At 42.3% G+C, this 20,218-nt stretch carries 21 protein-coding genes and 2 pseudogenes; 18 read left to right on the top strand and 5 right to left on the bottom strand.

Annotated features, from left to right (window positions below; genetic code table 11):
• Positions 1-37: 37 nt before the first annotated feature.
• From G5B60_RS07990 to ftsY, 10 genes and pseudogenes are all read left to right on the top strand, one after another.
• Positions 38-1,468, top strand: a complete 1,431-nt coding sequence (locus G5B60_RS07990; RefSeq protein WP_164683538.1) for a 6-phospho-beta-glucosidase — start codon at positions 38-40, stop codon at positions 1,466-1,468.
• Positions 1,469-1,532: 64 nt separating this feature from the next.
• Positions 1,533-1,772, top strand: a complete 240-nt coding sequence (locus G5B60_RS07985; protein WP_164683537.1) for a SemiSWEET transporter — start codon at positions 1,533-1,535, stop codon at positions 1,770-1,772.
• Positions 1,773-1,902: 130 nt separating this feature from the next.
• A complete protein-coding gene (locus G5B60_RS07980) occupies positions 1,903-2,217 on the top strand; it encodes a PTS cellobiose transporter subunit IIB (RefSeq protein WP_115268851.1) in 315 nt (104 codons plus the stop codon).
• Positions 2,218-2,260: 43 nt separating this feature from the next.
• Positions 2,261-4,264 (top strand): BglG family transcription antiterminator, encoded by a 2,004-nt coding sequence (locus G5B60_RS07975; RefSeq protein WP_164683536.1) that lies wholly within the window; start codon positions 2,261-2,263, stop codon positions 4,262-4,264.
• Positions 4,261-4,575, top strand: a complete 315-nt coding sequence (locus tag G5B60_RS07970) for a PTS cellobiose transporter subunit IIA (protein WP_164683535.1) — start codon at positions 4,261-4,263, stop codon at positions 4,573-4,575. The genes G5B60_RS07975 and G5B60_RS07970 overlap by 4 nt, the downstream gene beginning before the upstream one ends.
• A gap of 14 nt (positions 4,576-4,589) precedes the next feature.
• The gene (locus tag G5B60_RS07965; RefSeq protein ID WP_164683534.1) at positions 4,590-5,111 is read left to right on the top strand and encodes a hypothetical protein; all 522 of its coding nucleotides are present in this window, start codon (positions 4,590-4,592) and stop codon (positions 5,109-5,111) included.
• Positions 5,112-5,129: 18 nt separating this feature from the next.
• Positions 5,130-6,482, top strand: coding sequence for a PTS cellobiose transporter subunit IIC (celB, locus tag G5B60_RS07960; RefSeq protein WP_164683533.1), 1,353 nt, complete (start codon positions 5,130-5,132; stop codon positions 6,480-6,482).
• A gap of 155 nt (positions 6,483-6,637) precedes the next feature.
• Positions 6,638-7,450 (top strand): Cof-type HAD-IIB family hydrolase, encoded by an 813-nt coding sequence (locus tag G5B60_RS07955; RefSeq protein ID WP_164683532.1) that lies wholly within the window; start codon positions 6,638-6,640, stop codon positions 7,448-7,450.
• Positions 7,431-8,261 carry a Cof-type HAD-IIB family hydrolase gene (locus tag G5B60_RS07950; protein ID WP_164683531.1) on the top strand — a complete coding sequence of 277 codons (831 nt, stop codon included), beginning with the start codon at positions 7,431-7,433 and terminating at the stop codon, positions 8,259-8,261. Before G5B60_RS07955 ends, G5B60_RS07950 begins: the two co-directional genes overlap by 20 nt.
• 689 nt (positions 8,262-8,950) lie before the next feature.
• Positions 8,951-9,877 (top strand): annotated as a pseudogene (gene ftsY / locus G5B60_RS11795) (signal recognition particle-docking protein FtsY); the annotation flags it as partial.
• Positions 9,878-9,939: 62 nt separating this feature from the next.
• On the opposite strand, the gene G5B60_RS07940 reads toward ftsY, so the two are convergent.
• Positions 9,940-10,503 (bottom strand): TetR/AcrR family transcriptional regulator, encoded by a 564-nt coding sequence (locus G5B60_RS07940; RefSeq protein ID WP_164683529.1) that lies wholly within the window; start codon positions 10,501-10,503, stop codon positions 9,940-9,942.
• Between the two features lie 168 nt (positions 10,504-10,671).
• Between G5B60_RS07940 and G5B60_RS07935 the strand changes: the two genes are divergently transcribed.
• Entirely contained in the window at positions 10,672-11,823 is a 1,152-nt protein-coding gene (locus tag G5B60_RS07935; protein ID WP_164683528.1) for a carotenoid 1,2-hydratase, read from the top strand.
• Between the two features lie 64 nt (positions 11,824-11,887).
• Here G5B60_RS07935 and G5B60_RS07930 read toward each other — a convergent pair whose 3' ends face one another.
• Genes G5B60_RS07930 through G5B60_RS07920 form a run of 3 tightly spaced genes read right to left on the bottom strand, consistent with a single transcriptional unit; the run spans position 11,888 to position 13,740 of the window.
• On the bottom strand, positions 11,888-12,703 hold the full coding sequence (locus G5B60_RS07930; RefSeq protein ID WP_164683527.1) for a TIGR03943 family putative permease subunit: 816 nt from the start codon (positions 12,701-12,703) through the stop codon (positions 11,888-11,890).
• A complete protein-coding gene (locus G5B60_RS07925; RefSeq protein WP_164683526.1) occupies positions 12,703-13,605 on the bottom strand; it encodes a permease in 903 nt (300 codons plus the stop codon). Before G5B60_RS07925 ends, G5B60_RS07930 begins: the two co-directional genes overlap by 1 nt.
• A gap of 3 nt (positions 13,606-13,608) precedes the next feature.
• On the bottom strand, positions 13,609-13,740 hold the full coding sequence (locus tag G5B60_RS07920; protein WP_115268879.1) for an SPJ_0845 family protein: 132 nt from the start codon (positions 13,738-13,740) through the stop codon (positions 13,609-13,611).
• Positions 13,741-13,901: 161 nt separating this feature from the next.
• On the opposite strand from G5B60_RS07920, the gene G5B60_RS07915 reads away from it, so the two are divergent.
• The 7 genes and pseudogenes from G5B60_RS07915 to G5B60_RS07885 form a co-directional block, all read left to right on the top strand.
• Positions 13,902-16,034: a Tex family protein gene (locus G5B60_RS07915; protein ID WP_164683525.1), complete on the top strand. Its 2,133-nt coding sequence runs from the start codon at positions 13,902-13,904 to the stop codon at positions 16,032-16,034.
• Positions 16,021-16,458 (top strand): SprT family protein, encoded by a 438-nt coding sequence (locus G5B60_RS07910; protein WP_164683524.1) that lies wholly within the window; start codon positions 16,021-16,023, stop codon positions 16,456-16,458. Before G5B60_RS07915 ends, G5B60_RS07910 begins: the two co-directional genes overlap by 14 nt.
• Before the next feature lie 65 nt (positions 16,459-16,523).
• Positions 16,524-16,793 (top strand): PspC domain-containing protein, encoded by a 270-nt coding sequence (locus tag G5B60_RS07905; protein WP_115271596.1) that lies wholly within the window; start codon positions 16,524-16,526, stop codon positions 16,791-16,793.
• A 199-nt stretch (positions 16,794-16,992) separates the two neighbouring features.
• Positions 16,993-17,925 carry an HPr(Ser) kinase/phosphatase gene (gene hprK / locus G5B60_RS07900; protein WP_115268885.1) on the top strand — a complete coding sequence of 311 codons (933 nt, stop codon included), beginning with the start codon at positions 16,993-16,995 and terminating at the stop codon, positions 17,923-17,925.
• Positions 17,922-18,716: a prolipoprotein diacylglyceryl transferase gene (lgt, locus tag G5B60_RS07895; protein WP_164683523.1), complete on the top strand. Its 795-nt coding sequence runs from the start codon at positions 17,922-17,924 to the stop codon at positions 18,714-18,716. The genes hprK and lgt overlap by 4 nt, the downstream gene beginning before the upstream one ends.
• Position 18,717: 1 nt before the next feature.
• Positions 18,718-19,107, top strand: coding sequence for a DUF948 domain-containing protein (locus tag G5B60_RS07890; RefSeq protein WP_115268889.1), 390 nt, complete (start codon positions 18,718-18,720; stop codon positions 19,105-19,107).
• 26 nt (positions 19,108-19,133) lie between these two features.
• A pseudogene (locus G5B60_RS07885) lies at positions 19,134-19,568 on the top strand (YtxH domain-containing protein); the annotation flags it as partial.
• Positions 19,569-19,785: 217 nt separating this feature from the next.
• Here the strand turns inward: G5B60_RS07885 and G5B60_RS07880 are convergent.
• The gene (locus G5B60_RS07880) at positions 19,786-20,067 is read right to left on the bottom strand and encodes a DUF3270 family protein (protein WP_164683522.1); all 282 of its coding nucleotides are present in this window, start codon (positions 20,065-20,067) and stop codon (positions 19,786-19,788) included.
• Between the last annotated feature and the right edge of the window lie 151 nt (positions 20,068-20,218).

Genomic DNA, 20,218 nt, shown 5'->3' with positions numbered 1-20,218 from the left:
AAAGAAAAAGCAAATTCAAACTAAGGAGGACTTGAGGATGTCAACACTACCAAAAGATTTTTTGTGGGGCGGTGCAGTCGCTGCTCATCAGCTAGAAGGTGGCTGGCAAGAAGGCGGTAAAGGCGTCAGTGTAGCAGATGTCATGACAGCGGGTCGTCACGGTGTGGCACGTGAAATTACAGCAGGTGTAGTGGAAGGAAAATACTATCCCAACCATGAGGCTATTGATTTTTACCATCGTTATAAGGAGGACATTGCCCTCTTTGCAGATATGGGCTTTAAGTGCTTTAGGACATCAATTGCTTGGACCCGCATTTTTCCTAAAGGCGATGAGCTTACTCCAAATGAAGAGGGGCTTCAATTTTATGATGATCTCTTTGATGAGTGCTTGAAATACGGCATTGAGCCTGTGGTCACCCTGTCTCACTTTGAGCTGCCTTATCACTTAGTGACAGAGTATGGTGGCTTTCGCAATCGCAAGGTTATTGATTTCTTTGTCCGCTTTGCAGAAGTCTGCTTTAAGCGCTACAAGGATAAGGTCAAATACTGGATGACCTTTAACGAAATCAACAACCAAGCCAATTACCAAGAGGATTTTGCACCTTTTACCAACTCAGGCATTGTCTACACTGATGAGGACAATCGTGAGGCGGTCATGTATCAGGCAGCCCACTATGAGCTGGTGGCGTCAGCCCGTGCAGTCAAGATCGGGCATGAGATTAATCCAGACTTTCAGATTGGCTGTATGATTGCCATGTGTCCTATTTACCCAGCGACTTGCAACCCTAAGGATGTCCTCTTAGCACAAAAAGCCATGCAAAAGCGTTATTACTTTGCGGATGTTCATGTGCATGGCTTCTACCCAGCGCATATCCTTAAATATTGGGAGCGCAAGGGCTACGAGCTGGACGTGACAGAGGAGGATAAGCAGGATTTGCTTGCCGGTACGGTGGATTACATCGGCTTTAGCTACTATATGTCCTTTGCTATTTCTTATCATCGAGACAATCCACATTATGATTACATTGAGACAGAGGATTTGGTGAAAAATGACTATGTCAAGGCTTCGGAGTGGGACTGGCAGATTGACCCAGAAGGTCTTCGCTATGCCCTCAACTGGTTCACAGATATGTACCATCTGCCTTTGTTTATTGTGGAAAATGGTTTTGGAGCCATTGACCAAGTGGCAGAAGACGGCATGGTGCACGATGACTATCGGATCGATTACCTAGCAGCCCATATTGCTGAGATGAAAAAGGCAGTCATTGAAGATGGGGTTGATCTCATAGGTTACACTCCTTGGGGCTGTATTGACCTCGTCTCTGCAGGAACTGGCGAGATGAGGAAGCGCTATGGCTTTATCTATGTAGACAAGCACGATGATGGGACAGGTACCTATGCTCGCAGCCCTAAGAAATCCTACGCTTGGTACAAGCAAGTCATCGCAACAAATGGTGAAGAATTGTAAGACAAAAGAGAAAGTGACAGTTGTTGCTTTCTCTTATCTTTAGGAAAATAGAAAGGAAATCAGCATGATTGGTGCAATCGCAGCGGTGTTAACGACTCTAGCTTTTTTGCCACAGGTGATTAAGACCATCAAAACCAAGGATACGTCGGGAATTTCTCTGGGTATGTATGCTATGCAAGTGACAGGGATTGGGCTTTGGCTGGCACACGGGATTCACATTGGCGATATGCCACTTATCCTAGCTAATAGCATCTCCCTTGTCCTGTCAGGGACGATTTTGTACTATAAGGTTCGGTCTTCGTAGGGATTGATTTTTGACTTGCGGAAATACACGAAAAAATTTCCGCATTGAAGCGGAAGAAAAAGCTATTTACAATGTAAGCGTTTTATATTATCATAATCTTATCATAAAAATAGTAAAAGGAGTCTATATTATGGCAAAAGCATTGATTATTTGTGCAGGTGGGATGTCATCCTCAATGATTGCAAAGAAAACCGCTACACTTCTTCAAGAACAGGGAGAAAACATCGAAATGGATGCTGTAGGTGTCCCAGAAGGTCAAAAACGTATTGAAGCAGATAAATATGACCTTTATCTGGTCAGCCCACAAACAAAAATGAACTTCAAGCAATTAGCAGATGCAGCTGCTAAAACAGGAAAACCTATTGTCCAAATTCCTCCGCAAGCCTATGTTCCTATTCCTATGGGAATTGAAAAGATGGCTAAATTAGTCAAGGAAAATATCTAGTCACTGTTTCTCAAAATGCTTGCCATTTTGGCTGGGGGTTGTGGTGTTACATCAAAAAGAAATGCGGATGCTCCAGTTTTTAGTGGAGAATAAAAAACGATTTGTCACTAGTAAAGAGCTAGCTGCCTATCTTGGTTGTTCTGATAGAACAGTACGCACTTACTATAAGACGATTTTAGATTATCTAAAATCAGCCTATGACGGTGTGACTGTCTCTTCTAAACCAGGTCGGGGCTATCAGCTTAAGGTTGACAATGAGGACGTTTATGCGACTTTCTTAGAAGAAAATCCGATCAATGAGCATGGTATTTGCTGTAGCGAATCCATTGATATCAATGATCGCTACAACTATCTTTTAAACAAACTACTCTTTGAACAAAATGAGATTTACTTTGATGACTTAGTTGATGAGCTTTATGTCAGTCGCTCGACCTTATCAGCAGATTTCAAGAAGATACGATGTAAGTTAGCTCCTTACCATCTCAAAATTGAAAGTAAGGCAAATAAAGGCGTCTTTGTAACAGGCTTAGAGCGTGATAAAAGACGATTTATCATCGATCACTTTATCGATTCTGGTTTTATTCACACCATGCACTCTTATGTGGATAATCGTTTGTTAAATCAGGTGATTTCCTTTGAAGAGTTGACAATCATTGTCTTGGATGAATGCCGTGAGGCTCATTTGAAATGTTCTGATTTTGCGATTCAAAATTTGATTATTCATATTGCATTGACCATTCGGCGGGTGACAGAGGGTTTTCAAATTTTGCAGATTGATGAATCAGCCCATTTACAAAATTTGCCTGAGAGCGAAGTCGCTCATCGTATCTTAAACCGCATTTCAACGGTAACTCATATTGATTTTCCGATAGAAGAGGTGGATTACATTACCCTTCATTTGGTATCTAAAGGTTATGGTTTATCGCATGGGCATTTTAGTAATTCATCTGAGATGATTCGTCAAGAGTTATTGCAAGCGCTTCATAAGGTGAATGATGAGGTGGAAGTGGATTTCCAACTGATTGAGGGACTAGTTGCCCACCTTGCTACCTTGCTTATTCGACTAGAAAATCAAGTCGTTTTGGAAAATCCTTTAAGCGATGACATTCAAACAAAGTATCAAGATATGTTTTGCTTGGGACGTCGCGTTATGGACGCTATGCCAACTTTTAAAGCTTTCAATTTGTCAGACCATGAAATTGCTTATGTTGCCCTACATTTTATGGCAGCAAAGGAAAGGAAGAAAGAGGAGAAGAAGTTCAACATTTTAGTTATTTGTGCAACGGGTTATGGAAGTGCGCAAATGTTAAAAAGCCGCATAATCAACGAATTAGGTAACCTAGTCCATATTGTTGATGTGATTGGTTATTATGAAATTACGGATGAAAAACTCCAAGGGATTGATTTCATTATATCATCCATTGATTTGTCAAATTTAATTTTTAATATGCCTGTTTTTACGGTTTCAGTCTTTCTCAAAGAGGAAGAGGTTCAGAAAGTGCGACACGAGATTTCCTGCCTAAGAAAGTCTGATAAGGAAACAATCGTCCATTCTGATGAAAAGGCAATAGATGATATAGAAAGTCAGTTTGATGCTTATTTCTCAGAAAAATCATTTTTATACTTGGACAAAGCAGATAAGGATACAGTTATTAACAATCTGCTAGCTAGTATGGCTGAAGGAGAGGGAGAGCATTTTGTGGAGAGGATGCAAAAAATGCTAGCCCAGCGTGAATCGATGAGTTCTGTCATTTTTAGTGACCGTGTTGCAGTCCCTCATCCGATAAAAGCAGTTGCTAGCAAACATCAAATTGGTGTCGCTATCATTAAGGATGGTTTGAGATGGAACGCTGACTATCCTCACATCCAATTTGTCTTTTTGTCCTCAATGTCCATTTATGACAATGACGGTTTACCCGAGCTTGTTTCTTACATTGTAGATTTGGTTGATCGAAAAGACATTCAGGAGCAGCTCTTAGATTGTCAAACATTTGAACAGTTTAAGGCATTATTTTTGAAAATAAAAGAAAGGAAACCGCATCAATGAACACAGAAGAGTTGCAAGTGGCAGCTTTTGAGATTATTTTGAACTCAGGAAATGCCAGAAGTATTGTACACGAAGCCTTTGAGGCGATGCGAGAGGGCAAGTACGATTTAGCTACAGAAAAATTAAAGGCTTCTAACGAAGAGCTACTCAAAGCCCATCAAGCACAGACCGATCTTTTACAAGAGTATGCTTGTGGTACAGAGATTAATGTTGAGATTATCATGGTACATGCCCAAGACCACCTCATGACCACCATGACACTTAGAGAAGTGGCGCTTGAGATGTTGGAATTGTACAAGAAAGTGGGATAAGGAAAGGAAGCCCAATGCATAAGAAAAATGTTAGAGAAACGCATTCTCAAAAATCAAGAGAGACATTAAAGAGAGAAACGGCTTTAAAAAACTCTTTTTTCAATCGTTATATGCTGTTTAGGTATTCTTTGGCATTGTTTTTCTTTTCTAACGTCTATTGGCTTATTATCTTATGGACGCAAGTGAGTTTTTATATTATCATTCCGATAATTTTGCTTATCTTTATTGTCTGGTCTTATGCGGAGCAGTTTAGGATGTATGGGACAAAAAACGTTTACTTGACAATAACAAGAGGGACACTTTATTTTCAAGGGATAGTTCAGCTGTTGCTACTTTTAATGATTGTTATGACCAATCAATTTTCAACGCTGTTTCCGATTTTTGCGGATAATCAAGTCGGTCATCTCTTTATTGCGATTATCTTAATCTTAGGTTTACTACTTGTTTTCTATAATTTAGGAAGAATACAAGAGATTTTAGCCAATAAAGATAGGTATTATGTGCGGTTTCAAACGATTGAAAAATATCATCACTAATATTTAGGAGGAGTTCTCATGGACGAACAAAAAGGATTCTTTGGGCTGTTGGATAAATATCTGATGGGACCAATGGGAGTTATTGCGCAGTACAAGGTTGTGCGTGCGATTACGGCTGCAGGTATGGCAGCAGTTCCATTTACAATTGTTGGGTCAATGTTTTTAGTATTCAGCATTTTGCCGCAATCTTTTAAATTTTGGCCTGTTGTTGCCCAGCTATTTTCAGCATCATTTGATAAATTTACAGACTTGTATATGGTTGCTTATTATGCCACTATGGGAGCTTTGTCTCTATACTTTGTTTTATCAATGGCGTATGAGTTGACGAAAATTTACGCAGAGGAGGAAGACTTAGATTTGAATCCTCTTAACGGTGCTTTACTTGCCTTGTTTGCTTTTATCATGACGGTTCCTCAAATTGTTTTTGATGGTGGTGTCATGTCAGCAGTGACAAGTTTGAAAGAAGGCAGTGTTATTGTAGATGGCTGGGCGATGTCTAATGGTGTCACTCGTTTTGGAACGGGTGGGATTTTCACAGGGATTATCATGGCTGTTATCACCGTCTTGCTTTATCGAATGTGTGTAAAGCACAACTGGGTTATCAAAATGCCTGAGTCTGTTCCAGAAGGTGTCTCTCGTGGATTTACAGCTCTTATTCCGGGGTTTGTAGTAGCCTTTGTGGTTATTCTGATTAACGGTGCTTTTGTTGCACTAGGAACAGACATATACAAGGTTATTTCTATTCCGTTCTCATTTGTCGGTCACCTGACAAATACATGGATTGGGCTTGTCATCATCTATCTATTGACACAAGCTCTTTGGATTGTCGGTATCCACGGTGCCAATATCATCTTTGCTTTTGTCAATCCAATTGCTCTTGCCAATGTAGCAGCCAATGCAACTGAAGGAGCACGCTATATTGTTGCGGGTGAATTTTCAAATATGTTTGTTATTGCTGGTGGTTCAGGAGCTACACTAGGTTTGTGTATTTGGTGTGCTTTCAGGGCTCGTTCTCAACAATTAAGTGCTATCGGAAAGGCCTCTGTTGTGCCAGGTATCTTTAATATCAATGAACCTTTAATCTTTGGTTTACCTATTATCTATAACCCAGCTCTAGCTATCCCATTTATCTGCGCTCCAATTGTTTCTATGACGATTTATTACTTTGCGATGAAATTAAATCTCATTCATGCCATTGTGGCTCAAGTGCCATGGCCTACGCCAGTGGGGATTGGGGCATTTATTGGTACGGCAGATGTCAAAGCTATTCCTTTAGCGATTATCTGTGCTATCGCAGCCTTCCTCGTTTATTGGCCATTTCTTCGTCGCTATGATAGACAACTCTTAAAAGAAGAGGGTCTATCTGAGTAATAAGTAAAGAAAAATCAACTATCTCCGTCAAGCTAAAAGACGCTGAAAGCTTGACGACAGTTTAGTAACTTTCTTTTAGAATAAAAGGGCTTTTTCGGTCAAGAAAGCCCTTTTTATGATACAATAGAACTATATTGCCTATGAAAGAGATGGATATGATAAAACTAGTAGCAACTGATATGGACGGCACTTTTTTAGATGCCAATGGGACTTATGATAAGAAGCGCCTGCAAAAGGTCTTAGCAGGTTTTAAGGAAAAAGGGATTTTGTTTGTTGCGGCGTCTGGTCGCTCACTTCTAGCCCTAGAGGATTTGTTTGCCGATTTTCGTGACCAGATGGCTTTTGTCGCCGAAAATGGCAGTGCTCTAGTGGTTGATGGCGAGTTGACTTTTGAGGAACATTTGACCAAGGAGCAATATCTGGAAATCACTCAACTTCTCACTTCTAGCCCCTACATGAATGGACACGATTACCTCTTGTCAGGAAAAAACGGCGCTTACGTCCATCAAGATGTCAGCGACGATTACGTGACCTTTATCTCAAACTACTATGAGAATGTTCAGCGTGTGCCGTCTTTTGAGGATGTGGACGATGTGATTTTCAAGCTGACGGCGAATTTCACAGCAGAAACGGTGCGTGAGGGCGAAAAATGGGTGACCGAGCGTCTGTCCTATGCCAATGCAGTGACAACTGGTTTTCAGTCCATTGATATTATCCTAAACACTGTCACCAAGCGAACAGGACTCGAGGCTCTTTGTGAGCAATTGCATATCAAGCAAGAAGAAGTCCTTGCTTTTGGGGACAATCTCAATGATTATGAAATGCTAGAGTTTGCCGGCACCGCTATTGCTACAGACAACGCACGTGATGAGATAAAGGCGATTAGCCAAGAAGTGATTGGTCCTTGTGAGGATGAGTCTGTGATGACCTACATGGAGGAGATGTTAGATGACAAGAAAAGACATTAAGATTATTGCCATTGACCTTGACGGTACTTTGTTCAATGCCAAAAAAGAAGTGAGCGAGGAAAACCGTAGAGCGCTTGAGCGTGCTCGCCAAAAGGGCGTGAAAGTCGTCATCACGACTGGTCGCCCGCTAAAAGCGATTGGCAACCTCCTGTCTGATCTTCACTTAGTGTCTGACGAGGACTACTGTATCACTTTTAACGGTGGGCTTGTGCAGCGCACGACAGGCGAGATTTTGGACAAGTCTGCTCTGACCTATGAGGACTTGAAAACCATTCACTCTTACCTAGAGCCACTGGGGCTTCCCTTTGACGTGCTTAGTGACGGTATCGTCTATAGCTTGCCGTCTAAGGGCAATAAATCGCTCTACCACACAGCCAATCCCTTGCTGACCTTTGTCGAAGTGGAGCGCTTTGAGGATATTCCTCTAGATGTCCCTTACAATAAAGTAGTAACGGTGACAGATGAGCACTTTTTAGATGAGCAATTAACTAAATTGCCAGAAGCTGTTTATAGCGATTATGAAGCCTTCAAATCACGGGAAATCATCTTTGAAATCATGCCAAAAGGCGTGCATAAAGCCAGCGGTTTAGCGCACCTCTGCGACCACCTAGGGTTGACTAGTGATAATGTCATGGCGCTAGGTGATGAGGCAAATGATATCAGCATGCTTGAGTGGGCAGGGCTAGGGGTCGCTATGGCAAATGCCACAGACCAAGTCAAACACATCGCAGATAAGGTGACCACACGCAGCAATGAAGACTCCGGCGTTGCCGAAGCGATTGAACAGTATGTATTAAGAGAGGAAGACTAATGGGTTTATTTGACCGATTATTTGGACGTAAAAAAGAAAACGAGAGTGAAGTAGTAGACACAGCGCCTACTGCAGAACAGTCAGCAGAAGAAGCAAGCAGTGAGCTTGTAGAGGAAAAGGTGACTTCTGAAGATACAGCAGAAACAGCTGTTATCACTGAGGAAGTCGTAGAAACGATTGACTCGAGCGAAGAAGAGGACACTGCCCAAAACTTAGAAGTTCCAGTTGATGTTGCAAGCGTTGAAGAAGCGGTCGAGCAAGACACAACTCCACAAGAACCAGAAGATGCGATTGTTGAAGAAGCAACTGAAACTAGCGAAGTAGCTGTATCTCAAGATTCAGTTGAAGATGAACCAACTCAACAATCAGAAACACCAGTCGAAGTTACTACAACCGTTGTTGAAGCAGTTGAGCTAGACACTCCACAGGAGTCAGAAGATACGGTTGAGGAGAAAACAGAGTCCTCTGAAGTGACCAGTGACGGCGAGGAGATAGCTGACTCACAAGCACCTGCTACAGAGGATAGTCCTAAGGAAAAAACGACACCGTCAAAGGCTGAGCAAGATTTCATGGCAGAATACTACGCCAAGCGTGCGGCTATTGAAAAGTCGCTAGCTGACGGGACATTTGAGCAAAATAAAGCTGAGGAAAAAGAAAGCTCTACAGAAGAGCCTGTAGTCGAAGTCGTTGAGACCACCGAGGAAAAATACAACCGCAGCTTGAAAAAAACACGTACAGGCTTTGGCGCAAGGCTCAATGCCTTTCTTGCCAATTTCCGTCGTGTGGATGAGGATTTCTTTGAGGAACTCGAGGAGTTGCTTATCCTGTCTGACGTTGGGGTCAATGTTGCTACACAATTGACAGAGGATTTGCGCTATGAAGCCAAGCTAGAAAATGCCAAGAAAGCCGATGAGCTTCGCCGTGTCATTATCGAAAAACTGGTGGACATTTACGAAAAGGACGATGTCTACAATGAAAGTATCAATTTCCAAGATGGCTTGACCGTCATGCTCTTTGTTGGTGTCAACGGCGTCGGCAAAACCACCTCTATCGGAAAACTTGCCTACAAGTACAAGCAAGAAGGCAAGAAAGTCATGCTGGTCGCAGCTGATACTTTCCGTGCTGGAGCGGTAGCGCAGTTGGTTGAGTGGGGGCGCCGTGTGGATGTGCCTGTCGTGACAGGACCTGAAAAGGCAGACCCAGCCAGTGTCGTCTTTGACGGTATGGAAAAGGCTGTCGCTGAGCAGGTGGACATTCTCCTCATTGATACCGCAGGACGCTTGCAAAATAAAGATAATCTCATGGCAGAGCTTGAAAAGATTGGACGTATCATCAAGCGTGTCGTCCCAGACGCACCGCACGAAACCCTGCTAGCGCTCGACGCCTCAACGGGACAAAATGCGCTGAGTCAAGCCAAGGAATTTTCAAAAATTACACCGCTCACAGGTATCATCCTCACTAAAATTGACGGTACCGCAAAAGGTGGTGTGGTGCTCGCCATCCGCCAAGATCTGGATATCCCAGTCAAGTATATCGGCTTTGGTGAGAAAATCGATGACATCGGTGAGTTCCACTCAGAAGACTTCATGCGTGGTCTTTTGGAGGATATCATCTAATAAGCACTAAAAAACTATCTTCTCACTTTATGGTATCAGTAGAAGATAGTTTTTTAGTGACCTTATTCAAATACCTTTTTTAACATCTTTTCGACGTCAAAGATTAACTGCTCTTTAGAACATGTTTCTTGGTGCTTTAACCACCAGCGACTAGCATAGATGAGACTCCCAAAAAGCATTTGGACATAGAGAGAGGTATTGGCATTTTCTCTAACATCTCTTTTTAGTTTCTCTTCAAGATAATCTGTTGTGGCCTTTGAGGAGATGTTAATCATATGTTCAAGGACTTGAAAATTATCCGTCTGTTTGAATAAATTTGGATGGTTTTCTATGAATGCTAACCCTTGTTCAAAAATAGCTAGGTAAAGTTGATAAGTGGAAGCGTCTTTAGAGAGATCTTGCGCTTTGGACAAATAGTCTGCCTGTAAATCTTGAATCATAAAGCTAAAAAAATCATACTTATCGGAAAAATGATTATAAAAAGTTGCAGTGCGGGTCTGTACTTTAGCACAAAGTTCTCTAACGGTAATACGCTCAAAACTTTTTTCATCAAGCAAATCTTCCATAGCTTGAATGAGAGCTGCATAAATCTTTTGGGTTCTTAAATCTCTTATTTTTTCTGGCATCGTATTTCCTAACATGATATAAAGCGTAGCATATTTTTTCTAAGTGTCAATTAAGTTGTATTTATACCTAGATTGACCTTTTTTTGATAATTCAAAATGATTATAATGTAGAACATAGTAGAAGTCAACTAGACAGCTACTAAGGATATGAATTGGAGGAATAGAACTATGGTACGTGCAAGACTTATGGATAAACCTGAAGATTTTCAAAATCTAGGGATTAACCCTGATAAGGTTGAACTTTGGGAAGGCGGACGTCGCAATTCAGACGCTATTGGAAATAACGAAGTGTGGTATTTTGATGGTAATTTTGACGATGGTAGTAAAGTGGTTATTGGTTTTAGACCAAAGACAGTAGCTGGTATGCGTGAGACGGGTTGGACACCAAATCTTAATCTCGCTATCACAAGACCAGACGGAACAACGACTCAAGAGTTTACTTTCTATGATGGTAATGATTGTCAAATGAGTACTGAAAAAACGGATGTCACTTACGGTTCAGATTATTGTCGTGGAGACTTTAAAGACTATGATATTCATATCGAAAGTACAGAAAGTCTTGCTTGTGATTTGCATTACCATGCTGTGGTTGAGCCTTTTAGACAAGGAACGTCTGTTATTGCATTAGGAGATAATGACGAGTATTACTACACTGACCTCTGTGTCCCTAGATGTGAAATTACAGGTAGTTTAACTTACGATGGAAAAACAGTAAATGTTCACGGTTATGGTTATCATGACCACCAATGGTTTAATATCTCTTTGTTTGAGGCTTTCCATCACTGGTTGTGGGGACGTATGTACACTGAAAAATACACTCTCTACATTTATGATTTCGTTTGTTCTGAGCGCTTTGATTTTGCTAAAGTTCCTTTCTTTATTGTGGCAGACAATGAGACAGGAAAGATTATTTTTGAAACCAATGGGAATTTCAGCAGACAAACTGAACTTGAGATGATGAGTGTTGGCAAAGCATTCCCAAAAACAAGTCACTATACATTCGATAATGGCGATGAGAAAGTGACATTCAACGTTACTTGGCAACAGATTTTGGAGACAAGGGATTCTTATGGCATAGCTCCTGCCAATCAAGCAGAGCTTGAAAAAATCGCAAAAGAACGTGGATTAAGTGATATGCAAAAGGTTGTCAGTACGACAAAGGAACAATATGACGCTATGGGAATACAGCCTACTTATATGCGCTTTTTCGCAGAAGGTGAAATTGCTGTCACTAAAGATGGTGTCACGACTACTAGCAAGGGGGATATGATTTACGAATACAACTATGTCGGAAAGCCAGACAAGCGTGCAGAAGTTTAGGACAAATTACTAAAAGAGCATCCTCTGAGGAATGCTCTTTTAGTTGTTTGCACAAAAGTTTTATCTAAAACACACGATAAACATAAGGGTTATCGGGTTTGCTGGTTTCTTTGGCTTCTGTGATATGCAGAACCGGCAGGGTTTGCTTGAGGGTTTGGTTGTACTCAAGCTGGATTTCTCCGGTAGCTGTTACCCAAGTGTTGTCCTTGAAGGTTTGACTCGTGCCAGTCGTGAGAAGTCCGTAAACGCCAGAGTCTGCGATACAATGGATGATCCCAAAGCGAAAGAGGAATTGATAGCCTGCGTGTTTGGGTTCATTGTAGACAAAGCCTGTGTAGGTGATTTTGCGTCCGGTAAAGCTGTCAGGATAGAGATAGATGAGCTCCATCACTTCCATATAGTTGTCCGTGGTAATCTTGACAGGTCCAGTGCCTTGGTACTTTTTAAGCTCTTTTTTCATCTCTTTTTCGTAAGCGCTAGAGGTGAAAAAGCTGCTGGTATCAGGTTTTAGGTACTGAACAGAAGTCCCGTCCTCACTGACACCGGACTTGCTAGAGCCAGCCGCCAGCGGGAAATTATAGCCTTTAGCTGAAACGGTCGTAGAGTCAAGTGTGACAGTCGGCACCAAAAGTCCAACCAAAACTGGAAAGAGCAGGATAAAGGGGCTGGTAAACTTCGCCCATTTGCCGACCAAGTGGCTGTGCAGTTTTATCTTTTTCATCCAGATGGTCAGCTGCACCACAGCTAGGATGAAAGACAGCACCATAGAGATATAAGCCAAATAGGCGTAGTGTGTATTGATGTACTGGTTGAGCTTGCCTGTGATTTGCAGGTACATGGACAGCTCAAAGTAGCCTGCTAAAACTAAAAAGCGAAACATCACATCACCCCCACAATCAAGCAGTATAGAGCCACCAAGGTCGATGAAATCGTGACAAATTGGATGATGAACTTGGGTTTAAAGCTCTTTGCCATCATCATGAGGTTTTTAATATCGACCATCGGTCCAATGAGTAAGAAGGCCATGACAGGCGCTACACCAAAGGTTGAAAGCAGCGACGCTCCGATAAAGGCATCCGCTTCACTACAAAGTGAGAGGATAAAAGCAAGCAACATCATGACTAAAATCGCCATGAGAGGGCTGTGTCCGATGGTGGTCAAAAATCGTGTTGGGACAAAGATTTGCATGGCAGAAGCCACCAAAGTCCCAAAGACCAAGTAGCGCCCTGTGTCGAAAAATTCATCAACAGCATGCGCTAGCGCTAAGAAAATCTTGCGATACCAGGTCTCTTCCGAATAATCATGAAAATGAGTGTGCCCTGTGCCGTCTTTTAAGATGTCATCATCAAGGACGTAAGCCAGCAGACAACCCAATATCAAAGCAATCAGAAAGGCTCCGACAAGTCGTAACCAGACAAAGCGCATGGAATTCCCAAAAGCAGAGTAAGTTGCAAATAAAACAATGGGATTGATAATCGGTGCGGTTGTCAAAAAAGGAATAGCCGTGTAGGAGGGCACTTTCTTCTCTAGAAAACGGTTGATGATGGGCACGATCCCGCACTCACACGATGGAAAGACAAAGCCAATCAAAGTCCCAAAGACAATTCGCAAGAATTTGTGCTTGGGTAAAAAACGATTGACCACATCTGGAGTGATGTAAACCTCGATAAAACCTGAAAAAATCGCCCCTAAAAGCACAAAAGGCAGTGCCTCGATGATAATGGAGAGAAAAATCGCAAACCATTGCAGGACATTATCAGGTAACTGATTGAAAATCGCCATAGGCTAGATGGTTTCCTTATCTTTTTTATCTTTAGCGTCTTTTTGTTTTTTCTTTTCTTGCTCAGGGTCGATGATAGTCGCAAATTGAGCGAATCTGCGCTCTAAATCGTCTGAACGTTTATGTGTTATCGCCATAAAAAATCCTTCTTTCTAAAAAACTGTGAGAAAACTCACTGATGATTATTATACTACACTTGTCTTAAAATAGCAGAGCAAAAAACTCCCTAGGCTAGGAGCTTTGGGATTAAAATGATGTCCTCTTATCTTTAGCCTGTTCTTGTGGTATAATGGAAGGTATGGAAAATGCAAATATCAAACAGATCGCTACAGATCTTGGTCTAGGTGACCAGCAGGTTGAAAAAGTTATCGAGCTGACAAGTGAAGGCAACACCATCCCTTTCATCGCTCGTTATCGTAAGGAGCTAACGGGAAATCTCGATGAGGTTCAAATCAAGAGCATTATCGAGCTGGACAAGTCCCTCACGGCCCTCTCTGAGCGCAAGGCAGCCGTTCTTGCCAAGATTGAAGAGCAGGGGAAGCTCACTGAAACGCTGAAAAAAGCCATTGAGGACGCCAGCAAACTAGCAGATGTAGAGGAGCTCTATCTACCTTACAAGGAAAAACGTCGCACTAAGGCGACCATTGCTCGTGAAGCTGGGCTTTTCCCTCTGGCACGTCTCATTTTGCAAAATAAAGCGTCGCTTGAAGCAGAAGCTGAGAGCTTTGTTTGCGAGGGATTTGAGACAGCGGACAAGGCTCTTTTAGGAGCAGTTGATATTTTGATTGAAGCCTTGTCTGAGGACGTGTCCATTCGCTCCTTTGTCAATCGTGAAATCGAGCAGCATAGTCTCATTACATCAACGCTCAAGGATGAGTCGCTTGATGAGAAAAAGATTTATCAGATTTACTACGACTTTAGCGAGCCTGTGCGCAAAATGCAGGGCTACCGTGTCCTAGCGCTCAATCGTGGGGAAAAGCAGGGCGTTTTAAAAGTGCACTTTGAGCATAATCTCGATGTCATGACACGCTTTGTGGAGGCTCGTTTCAAAGAAAAAAATGCCTACATCCAAAAAGCCATTCAAGAAGCGCTGAAGAAAAAAATCATTCCCGCCATGGAGCGTCGCATTCGCTCAGAATTGACAGAGCGTGCCGAAGACGGCGCTATCTCACTCTTTGCACAAAACCTGCGCAATCTTCTCTTGGTCTCACCCCTAAAAGGAAAAATGGTGCTCGGTTTTGACCCTGCCTTTAGGACAGGAGCAAAGCTAGCTGTAGTGGATAAAACAGGAAAACTCCTCACCACACAAGTCATCTACCCGGTCCCACCAGCCAACCAAGCTAAGATTGCTCAGTCCAAAAAAGACTTGGCGAAGCTCATCGAGGACTTTGGGATTGAGATTATCGCTATCGGAAACGGTACAGCCAGCCGTGAGAGCGAAGCTTTCGTTGCTGAAGTGCTCAAAGACTATCTAGCTGTTTCTTATGTCATTGTCAATGAAAGCGGAGCGTCGGTCTACTCTGCTAGTGAGTTGGCACGAAAGGAATTTCCGGACCTGACAGTTGAAAAGCGCTCAGCTATTTCCATCGCTCGTCGCCTCCAAGACCCGCTAGCTGAGCTGGTCAAGATTGACCCCAAGTCTATCGGCGTGGGGCAATACCAGCATGACGTCAGCCAGAAAAAACTAGCTGAAAACCTTGACTTTGTCGTGGATACCGTGGTCAACCAAGTCGGTGTCAATGTCAATACCGCAAGCCCAGCCCTTTTATCTCACGTTTCAGGATTGAACAAAACCATTTCTGAAAATATCGTCAAATACCGTGAGGAAAACGGCATGATTGCTTCACGTCAAGACATCAAAAAAGTCCCACGTCTAGGGGAAAAAGCCTTCGAGCAGGCAGCTGGTTTCCTGCGTATTCCAGAGTCTGACAATTTCCTTGATAATACGGGCGTTCACCCAGAGAGCTACAAGGCAGTTGAGCGTCTGCTTGATAAGCTGGACATCACTCAGCTAGACGACAGCAGCAAGCAAAGATTGCAAGCTATTCAAGTCGCTGATATGGCAGAAGAACTCGCTATCGGGCAAGAAACACTAAAAGACATCATCGAGGACTTGCTAAAACCAGGGCGTGATTTGCGGGACCACTTTGCGGCTCCAGTCCTTCGCCAAGACATTTTGGACATTTCAGACCTGTCTCTTGGGCAAAAGCTAGAAGGCACAGTGCGTAATGTCGTGGACTTTGGGGCGTTTGTGGACATTGGTCTCCATGATGATGGTTTGATTCACATCTCGCAGATGAGCACGACCTTTATCAATCACCCTAGCCAAGTGGTCTCTGTCGGTGATATTGTAACGGTTTGGGTCTCAAAGATTGACACTGAACGTGGTAAGATTAACCTGTCCTTAGTTGCGCCAAATGAACTTAACTGAGTATGTCAAAAAAGTCTCCCAAGAAGACTTTAACAAGCCCTTTTTGCACCAAGCTTATTGGAACACTCGCCTAAGAACAACTGGCGGGCGCTTCTTTCCAGCGGATGGTCATTTGGACTTTAATCCTAAGATTTACCAAGCTTTTGGCTGTGAGGTTTTTCGTAAAATTGTACGGCACGAGCTCTGCCATTACCATCTCTACTACGAGCACAAGGGCTTTCGCCATCGGGATAAAGAGTTTAAAGAACTCTTAGCTCAGGTAGACGGCTTACGCTATGCACCTAGGCTTAAGAACGAAAACAACGCTTATCTCTATGAATGTCAATCTTGTCATAAAGTCTACAGCAGAAACCGCCGTATCAATACTTTAAAATACGTCTGCGGTTCTTGCCGTGGACAGCTCATTCTCAAAAATCAGTCGTAAGGCTGATTTTATTTCACCAATCTTTTGCTACAATAATATCATAAAAGGAGGAGAGGGTGTTTCGTATGAAATCAATGTTTTATAAAAAACGCCAAAACAAACTACTGTGCGGTGTTGTGGCTGGTTTAGCCGATAAGTTTGGCTGGGATTTGCCTATAGCACGTGTAGTGGCAGCGCTTTTGATGTACTTCTCAGGAATTGGGATTATCCTCTACATCTTGCTAGCTATCTTTCTTCCTTACAAAGAAGATATCGAGCGTGATAAGTATGGAACAGGACCTAGAAAACGTAAAGATGCAGAGGTTGTCCGTGATGACGACGGCTGGTTTTGGTAAGAAAAGCTGGTAAAGAAACAGGATTACAAGCTAAAACATAAAAAAGCAAAGCTTAGTTGATGACTAGGTTTTCTTTTTTTTGCTGTAAAAATAGGACACTCAAGCAGTTTTTGAACTGTCTTTTTGTGGGTATATTATGGTATAATACTAAATGATAACCATCTACCACATTCGTGGGTTTGCTAACAAGGAGATAGACATGTCAGTAACAGTACAGATGTTAGTGGATAAGTTGAAGTTGGAGATTGCTTATGGCGATACCTCTCATCTTGAAAAAGAAATCACAACAGCTGATATTTCACGACCTGGTCTTGAGATGACAGGGTATTTTGATTATTATTCCCCTGAGCGCTTGCAGCTCTTTGGGATGAAAGAGTGGTCTTATCTGACCAAGATGACCTCACATAACCGCTATCAGGTCCTAAGCGAGATGTTTCAAAGTGAAACGCCTGCTGCTATTGTCGCTAGAAATTTAGACATTCCAGAGGAGATGCTAAGAGCGGCAAAAGAGCACAATGTCGCTATTTTAAAGAGCCATGTGCCCACTAGCCGTCTCTCAGGAGAAATTTCTGGATATTTGGATTCTTGCCTAGCTGAGCGTATCAGTGTGCATGGTGTTCTGATGGACATCTATGGCATGGGTGTTTTGATTCAAGGGGACTCCGGTATCGGAAAGAGCGAGACAGGTTTAGAGCTTGTCAAGAGAGGACATCGCTTAGTGGCTGATGACCGTGTCGATGTTTTTGCCAAAGATGAGGAGACCCTCTGGGGTGAGCCTGCTGAGATTTTAAGACATCTGCTTGAAATCCGTGGTGTCGGAATCATTGACATCATGAGCTTATACGGCGCTAGCTCTGTTAAGGACTCTTCACAAGTGCAACTCTCTATTTATCTTGAAAACTTTGAGACAGGCAAAGACTTTGACCGACTGGGAAATGGCAACGAAGAAATCGAGCTCTCTGGTGTCAAAGTCCCTCGTATCCGCATTCCAGTCAAGACTGGGCGCAACGTCTCTGTGGTCATCGAGGCTGCTGCTATGAATTATCGTGCTAAACAAATGGGCTTTGATGCGACAAAGACCTTTGAAGAACGTCTCACAAAACTCATCAGCCAACACGAGGAAAACCAATGATTAACCCAATTGCTATTCAGCTAGGTCCAATTGCCATTCATTGGTATGCTATCTGTATTGTTTCTGGCTTGTTGCTTGCTGTTTATCTGGCTATGAAAGAGGGAGAAAAAAAGGGCATTCGCTCTGATGATATTCTAGATTTTATTCTCCTTGCCTTTCCGATAGCTATCGTTGGTGCAAGGATTTATTATGTGGCGTTTGAGTGGGGCTATTATAGCCAGCACTTAGACGAGATTATAGCCATCTGGAATGGCGGTATCGCCATCTATGGAGGCTTGATTGCAGGGCTTCTAGTCTTACTTGTCTTTTCTTATCGCCGCATGATAAATCCTCTCAACTTTTTGGACGTTGCAGTACCAGGTGTGATGATTGCACAAGCCATTGGACGGTGGGGAAATTTCATTAACCAAGAAGCCTACGGAAAAGCAGTTGACAGTTTAAACTACTTACCAGCTTTTATCAGGCAGCAGATGTACATTGATGGTAGCTACCGTGTTCCGACCTTTCTCTATGAGTCTATTTGGAATGTTATCGGCTTTATCATCATCATAGCGACTCGCCACAAGCCTCATCTCTGGAGACAGGGCGAGATTACTGCCTTTTATCTCATCTGGTATGGCTGTGGGCGCTTTGTCATCGAAGGCATGCGCACAGACAGCCTCTACTTTATGGGCATGCGTGTGTCGCAATGGCTATCTGTACTTTTGGTCATTATTGGTATTGTTTTTATCGTTTATCGCCGTCTAAAGGGCATTGGTCCTTACTATTTGGAAACCAAGGAGGAAAACTAACATGGAGAAAACAGCAGTTCTCATTATCGCTATCGCCTTTGCTGTTTTGGTCTTATATGCGATTGTTTTATTGCGCAAATTGTCAAATGCCGTTGATGAAGCAAAGACAAGTTTACAAGTATTAACAAGTGACATTAACGTCACATTGCATCAAACAAATGACATCCTCGCAAAAGCCAATATCCTAGTCGAAGATGTCAATGGCAAAGTAGCGACAATTGATCCACTGTTTGTTGCCATTGCTGACTTATCAGAGAGTGTGTCAGACCTCAATGCACAAGCACGTAGCCTAACCGAGCGTGCTAGTAGCGTGACAAGTGGCGTTGCTAAAGCCAGCTCTGCCTTTGCTGTTGGTAAGGTAGCCAGCAAGCTGTTTAAGAAAAAGGATTAGGAAATAACACATAGAGGACAAAAATTATGAGTAAATGGATGAGTACTATTATCGTTGGAATCGCCTCAGGTGCAGCAGCTGCTTATTTCTTGAGTAGCGAAAAAGGAAAAGAAGTCAAAGACCGTGCTGCTAAAGCTTACAAGGCTTATCGTGAACACCCAGAAGAATATCACCAAAAAGCAAAAGATAAAGCGCACGAATATTCTAGCTTAGCTGTAGATACCTTTAACGATTACAAAGAAAAATTTGAATCTGGTGAATTGACCAAAGAAGATGTCGTTTCTGCTGTCAAAGAAAAAAGTGACGAAGTAGTCAGCAAAGCTGGTGATGTCATCAACCACGTCAAAGCAAAATTCAACGACGTCGCAGAAGCAGACAAGGATGTTGTTGACCCAGATGATGTCAAAGCGGAAGTTGATGACATTATCATCGAGTTAAAAGACATCAAAGCCAACAAAGAAGCACAAGTCGCTGAAAACTTTGAAGAAGTCGCAAAAGCCAGCCAAGAAGAAAAAGCAGCTAGCGCTAAAAAATCTAAAGAAGAAAAAGCAACTAAAGAAGTCAAAGAAGATAAGACAAGTAAAGCGACTAAAGAAGACAAAAAAGAACAAAAAGATTAAAAAAGAGCGCCGTAGGTGCTCTTTTTAGTTAGAAAAAACACACTCAAGTGTGAGCGTGTTACTTCAATGATTTTATAAGTGCCTTGATACCGATTCTTAAACCAAAACTAGCTAGCAGAGCGAGCGAAATCGCCCAGAAAGGAGCAAAACTAATTGTCAGAAATAAAAAGGTAATGAAAACAGTGCTAATGGCAAACCCAGAGAGTTGTGCAAAAAAGACCAAATCTTTGTATTTAGCTGTATTTGTATCAATCGCCTTAAATGACTGCGATTTTGGGGTAGTATGAGCATTATTTTCGGTATCAATAGTGTGTTGCTCATGTTTTATTGGTGCTGGCATAGCATTCTCCTTTAAACATTCCTATTTATAGTATCACAAAGACTAGGGTTTGTCATCTATTTTTACAATTTTTTCATCATAAATCCTGAAAATGCCCTAGAAAAGTCTCAATAAAAAGTCACTTTCAGAGAACTTTTAAGCCCTTTGATAG

Origin of the sequence: Streptococcus hyointestinalis (genome assembly GCF_011039275.1) — a bacterium.
GTDB classification, from domain to species: Bacteria; Bacillota; Bacilli; order Lactobacillales; family Streptococcaceae; genus Streptococcus; species Streptococcus hyointestinalis_A.
Note: the sequence above shows the minus strand (reverse complement) of the source record. Positions and strands in the feature narration are given on the sequence as shown.